The sequence below is a fragment of the Rhodopirellula sp. UBA1907 genome (assembly GCF_002337565.1).
Lineage (GTDB): Bacteria > Planctomycetota > Planctomycetia > Pirellulales > Pirellulaceae > Rhodopirellula > Rhodopirellula europaea.
On the sequence record NZ_DDGH01000046.1, the window covers coordinates 1,291 to 7,315 of the forward strand.

Sequence of the window (6,025 nt, forward strand, 5' to 3'; positions counted from 1 at the left end):
AACCGGGCCCCTATCCCGATCGGCATGGTTCCCCGCTCATTCATAGCCGAGGTCGCGGATCAAGTGAGCGTCTGGGGTGATCTTTTTGCGGTCAACACCCAATTGGTCGCTAAGGATCAGGGTCAGGATCGTCCAAACGTCACGATGGCTAAATGCATCGTGGCGATCTGCAAGCTTCGCGGCATTTCGAGCCAGCACTTGCTCGGTTAAGCCGCGAAGCGTGTCAAATGTCGCATCAGGAAGCGTCGCAAGTGGCCGCGTGGCAGCAAATACAAGTGAAGCTGTCAAAACGAAGCATCCAACAGAAACCAGGGTTGAGAAAGTCGAACCCCCAAGCAGTAAATAGCAAGCGATTGATATGGAAAGCGAGATAGCGAAGCCAATAAAGGTGAAATATCGAGGGCGGCACAATGAAGGAAGCCGAATCAACAACTCATCTCCCATTCGCGCCCATGCTTCTCGGCGTCTGGTCTTGGGAAGTGCTTCTAGGAGTGGTGTCGAAGGAGTGATTCGACCGGTGATTAGCGTGGGTGAGTCCGAAGAGTGGAGTAGCAAGTGACGACGCAGAGAGCGGAAAACGCGAGCAGACAAGCACGCGTCAGGATTTCGGGTGCGACTAGCAGTCGCCAGCAATAGGACCGCGTAAAGATCGCCGACCGTGACAACGTCCGACGCTTGATCGTCAGGGATCTCGATTCCGAACGACTCTTCGAGTTCAAAAACTAGTTCGCACATGTGAAGCGGGTGAAGTTCAGGTTTGGCTCAGTCGGGGAACGGTATCGATCACGTGGTCGCCGTGAACGATCATCCATTTTCAAAAAGTTAAACGCGGCGACTCACGTGCATCGAATGGTTCGCGATTTCGGACACGACGACGGCGCGAGCCATCGGCGTTCGTTGCCAGTGTAGCCGATTGAAATCAACGAGGGAAATTCAGTGTCCCGTTTGGCAGTCGGCACTTCAGGCGTTGGTTGTCAGCACAGCCGTCTTCGGGCGTTGGATTTGCGTGTTGCGTCGACGTGCGTGAGCCATTCGTGAAGCCACCATCGGGCGTTGGTTTGTCTTGGTCAGCGCACCAATCAAACCGTGACATCAAATGCGAATCCCAGGCGAGAGACGTCGGCTGACATCAGATGGGCGTGATTCGAGCGCACCAATCAGCAGCATGGATGACAGGCGTCGGTTCACACCGCGAACGATTGAGTTCACCCGCTTAGCAACGAAAAAATTTTACGCTTGCTAGCAGGCGTGATGCTAAGCGGGTGCAACGACTTGGTTGTACTGTGCCGCCGGGGCCCGTGCTACGTCGAGCCGCTGTCGTCTTAGTGTTTTATCGGTGAAGCGGTCGCTCAGCAAGGCAATCGCCACGCTTTGGAGTGCACTCAAGCCGAGCTGAAACTGCACCTTCGGTATCGTCGGTGGAAGAATCGGTCGTGTCAAAGAACGCATCATGCGATCTGTCCAAGGGTTCGTGTGACAAACGCGGAACTCGGTTGAGAGCGTCCCGGATGGAATGAATGGTGGCTGACCAGCAGCGTCCCACATTCAGGACAGCGACAAGCTTGCTCCATGCCAGCGGCGTCACAGACTTCCTGCCATGTCTTCGGTTCCTCGGAACCTGGATCGTAGCAGCCGCCGAGTGTCTGATGCGCTTGCACAAGCCCCGAGTGCTGGTTCCCACTGTAGAGCCCAAAGCCGCGCACGCATTGATAGCGACGCGGCGGAACATGCTCCAGCCAACGCAGCAAGAAGGTGTCGGTTGGCAGGCGAGTCACGCCTTGTCGCTTTCCATCGCCCCCTTCGAGTTCACTGAGGCGGTATCGAAACACCACTTGCCCATCACGTTCCTCGAGCAACCGTGAGTTCCCGATCGGACCGCCACGCAGGTAGCGGGCAAGATAGGTCACGACACTGGCGCCACCTGCATAGGCATCAAAGACTTTAACGTTCCAAGGGTCACTCAATTTGTAAAGCAACGCATAGAACTGGTTGCGTGTCCAACCCGGTGGCAATTGGATCTTGCCAGCAACCACCATCTCTCGCAGCAACGCCTTGAACTTGCCACGGAACTTGGTCATCACAACCTTGCGGGGCAACAGGCACTTCTTCTTGGCAGCGACCCACGTTCCGTCTTCAGTCAGTCCGCCGGCAGAAACCAAGACATGCAGATGCACGTGCACGTCCAACTTCTGGTTCCAAGTGTGCAAGGCGGCCAGGATCCCAGGTCGTGCGGCCAGATAGTCTGGGGATCCGAGCAGTTGCATCAGTGTCTGCGATGCCGCCTGGAAGAGAACGTCAGCAAAGGCTCGCTTGTTGTATCGCCACAGTGGGTTGAGCGAGTGCGGGATGGTGAAGATGAGATGGTGATGGGGGACCGGCAACAACCGATTTCGCCAGCCATCGAGCCACTTCTCGCGAGGCAGCCATCCGCACTTCGGGCAGCACCGATGCGAGCATGAGTTGTAAGCGACTTGGTGGAAGTGGCCATGCGGGCAACTGTTGACATGGCCTCCCAACTCTCGCGTGCGACAATGCATGATGGCCCACGCGGCTCGGTGCATGTCACCGCTGAGCCCATATGACTTCGCAAGCCTGGGGTAGTGCTTGCGCATCAACTGTTGCAAGTCGAGCGACAAGGTCACTGCCTATAAGAAACGTGACGCTTCAAGGAAGTTCTCCAGAGGCCAGTACAACGCCACCCGTAACCGGGTCGCGTCGAAAAAGTTTACCATTGTCAAAACGTTTCACACGCGACTCCGGTTCACGGGATTGTTATCCAAGCATTAGTGTGGCGGCAATCCAGCACCAGCACGTGTGAAATTGTAGCCGGATGTCGCCCAGTCTTCGATTACCTTCGATTCGATAACCTCAATGTGGCCATCGAGAAACAAGTAGTTTGCTGTACTTCCAATATGGCGACCTCTAGCAATGTAAGAATCGACAATCGGAAGGACAAGGTCCGCGTCAATATTCGCCTGTGTGAACCAGGTGTTGGAATTCATGTCAGGCGGAGAATCCGGGGCCTCAACGAGGGGAGCGCCATTGTGCTCAAAGAACTCCATCGTTGAGTGCGTAGAGTTGTAAACAAGCGGATCGTTGTTGATTGAGACATTGCGGAAGAATCCGAGTGACTCTGGTGAATCCGGGCAGATGTTTACGCGGGGGCGATCGGGGGACTGCTCATGACCAAAGTGAAATTGCCGCAAGTTGCTCGCGCATTCCGTTCTGCGCGCCGACGCTCGTGCGGATTGCACCGCTGGCATTAGTAGAGCAATACAAATCGAAATGATCGTGAACACGACAAGTAGCTCAACGAGCGTGACACCGTTACAGGTTTGTTTGTTGTGCAAAGCGTATGCGAATCTCAATCGGATAACGGTACCGATCACCCGGTCGCCGCGAGAGATCTTCCATTGTCAAAACGCACGACTCGGCGACTCGGGTGCATCGGATGGTTCGCCGTCCTGCTAGAGTTCGGCGAGACGCATGGGACCACGATTTAGCAACCCTTCAGGTTCTACGACCATGGTCCTGATCTGGGTGGTTTCGCGAAAACTACGAAGGATCTTACCATAGCTTTGCGATGCCGACCCAGAAAGATCCGTCGTAATCAAATGTGGAACAAATGAATCACCATCCCGAGTAATCAGTTGAAGTTCCGATTTCGATTCGCCTTGGGAATCCCGAAGCGTAACGCCCATCAATGCGTAGACCTCGTCGCGTCCGAAAGTCTTCTGGCCACCGAGTATCGATACGGTGAAGTCACCCGAAGAATAAGCAACTAGCGGACTCCGTTCGCGCAGATAGCGTAGACGCAGTTGGTGTCCAACGACCGGGCCAGCGATGGCAAGCAATCCGATCATCAGTAGCAACACCCAGATCAATGGCCCAAACTTCGCTCCCGCATCGGTAGCGATTGCAACCCATACAAATCCGGTGAAGAGCAAACCGATCACAGTAGTCATCGCCACCATAGACTTCCAAGTTGACTTCGGCGGATCGATGCAAACCGCGTCAGGACCAATCGTTAGATCGAGAGGAAAGTCATTTTGATAGAAGTGGCCGAGCAGCCTCAGTTCGTCGGGATCAATGTCGTGAGGTGCGGTGTTTGTCATTTCGATCGGCGAACGTTTGCAATCACCCGGTCGCGACGAGAGATTCTCAATTGCCAAAACGCCCGACTTCGCGACTCGGGTGCATTGCTTGGTTCGCCGTCATTGTTGGGCCAAAATCGGTCGACGGCCCTGAGGCATTGAAGCCGGCTACGGACCGTCCACAAAGTGCGACACGAGCACCGATCCCTCCGTCACGTCACCGTCGAGAATTATAGCAACGTTCCAAATCCTTGACATCAATAAACCAGCATTGCTGTTGGTGCGGCGGCACCGAATAAAGTCCAAGTTGTTGTGGTCGGGTCCATCATCTGTCCAATGCCTCATCTCACGAAACGTACCATTCCGGGTCACGGTGCAGTCGAATCCCTCGTCTTCCATACGTGCGATTGCGTCATCAATTGACATCCCGGCGGGCACGAGCGAAGCGACGGACGTTTCCATCGCCGTTGGGTCCTCGTGACGCCAGGTGGTTCGTTTCCCGTTGCCGACGCAGCCCGTGAGATGTACGGTGACAAGCAACACGGCGGCCACCTGTAGGCAGTGATGTAGCGGCATCCGTGCTTCCTTCATCGGCGAACGTCTAAAATCACCCGGTCGCGACGAGAGAATGTCCATTGTCAAAACGCCCGACTTCGCGACTCGGGTGCATTTTTTGGTTCTGCCTTCTTCGGTGTCACTGTGACATGGTGTGCAGAGCGGCAGCATAGCCAATCCCAAAGCATAGATGGGGTACAATCGAGAATACAACTCTAGCGCCTGTGTTGCGGATCAAAAATGCGGTTAGACCAAATGAGCCGCCAGAAAGCACTCCAATTCCGAGGTAGCCGATTATCTGGTCTCCCTCACCGAAGTCTTGCAGGTAGTCCGAAACCCAAAGAAGCGTTCCGAAACTCGCGACCAGAACAGCTGTAGCCAGCAACGCAATACGCGATGACTGGAACCACCATCCAGTCAGGCATCCGACCGCGAAGAATGCAGCGACTGGCACGGACACACTGAACGACGCAACATACGAGTCGTCGGAGGAGAACAAGCGACGTAAAGATCCATCGAAAATCGACGAAGCGATGATTGCTAGCGTCAAAAGAGAGATTCCAGTCGCAATCCAGACGGTTTGAATTGTGTAAAGGATCGACGGACCAGCAGCGGAGTGGCTTGTGAAGCCGGAGTCAGACTTCGCTTGCGAAGGAGTCGAGTATGGATTAAACGCAGGTATGCGATCGGATTCAAATGGCAGAACGACCGCGGTAACCGGGCCGCCGCCAGAAAACGATGAGTTCAAATTTCGCGTGATCGGCGGCTCCGGTTCACCGCTTGGTTATTTGGTTCCCTGCGATGCCCGAAACGCATCAATTGTCAATCAGTTTACACAATCGCGGCAGCACTCGCTGCATTACGTCGTTGTCGTCAAAATCGAAGGCCTCTCCAGCAAGTTCGGTCTTTGGATTCTGAACTGGATATGGCACCTCGTCAGTGGTACCAGTAACTTGTTGCCATGCACGAAAACCAGCGGCGTAGATTTCCGCTTCTGCATCAATTCCGTCGGCGAGCCAATTGGGATGAACCACATCTGCGAGTGAGTCGGGATCTTTGAGAGCGTTCATGCACACGTCGCGCCCCATTCCGACCAGCCAGCATCGAAAGTAGTAGAAGCCGTCGTCGGATCCGCTGCCGTTTATGAGATAGGCCGCCGCCCAAAGATCATTCCGATACAAGCGAGAGGTGAGGTCAGAGAAGATGCGATCCCACGCGAGTATTTCGTCGGCAGGAAGCTTGACGAGCTGTTCAACGAGTTGACTGTCCCAATCCTCGGCAGTTTCCGGGTCATGCCCGGTGGCGTTCTCGATGATTTGCCAAAAGCGTTCCGTGTCCATCGCTTTACCAAATAACGTCACGCGTCACCCGGTACG

General features: G+C 54.8%; 5 protein-coding genes. All 5 read right to left on the reverse strand.

Going from position 1 to position 6,025, the window contains the following annotated elements; genetic code table 11:
• Positions 1-36: 36 nt before the first annotated feature.
• Positions 37-444, reverse strand: a complete 408-nt coding sequence (locus tag B2R17_RS09585) for a hypothetical protein (RefSeq protein ID WP_286763818.1) — start codon at positions 442-444, stop codon at positions 37-39.
• A gap of 1,004 nt (positions 445-1,448) precedes the next feature.
• Complete coding sequence (locus B2R17_RS09590) at positions 1,449-2,636, reverse strand: IS91 family transposase (protein WP_422662596.1); 1,188 nt, start codon at positions 2,634-2,636, stop codon at positions 1,449-1,451.
• A gap of 147 nt (positions 2,637-2,783) precedes the next feature.
• Positions 2,784-3,389 (reverse strand): type II secretion system protein, encoded by a 606-nt coding sequence (locus B2R17_RS28195; protein ID WP_349676988.1) that lies wholly within the window; start codon positions 3,387-3,389, stop codon positions 2,784-2,786.
• 78 nt (positions 3,390-3,467) lie between these two features.
• Positions 3,468-4,115 carry a hypothetical protein gene (locus B2R17_RS09600; RefSeq protein WP_286763820.1) on the reverse strand — a complete coding sequence of 216 codons (648 nt, stop codon included), beginning with the start codon at positions 4,113-4,115 and terminating at the stop codon, positions 3,468-3,470.
• A gap of 1,349 nt (positions 4,116-5,464) precedes the next feature.
• Positions 5,465-5,989 carry a DUF4240 domain-containing protein gene (locus B2R17_RS09605; RefSeq protein ID WP_286763821.1) on the reverse strand — a complete coding sequence of 175 codons (525 nt, stop codon included), beginning with the start codon at positions 5,987-5,989 and terminating at the stop codon, positions 5,465-5,467.
• Positions 5,990-6,025 lie beyond the last annotated feature (36 nt).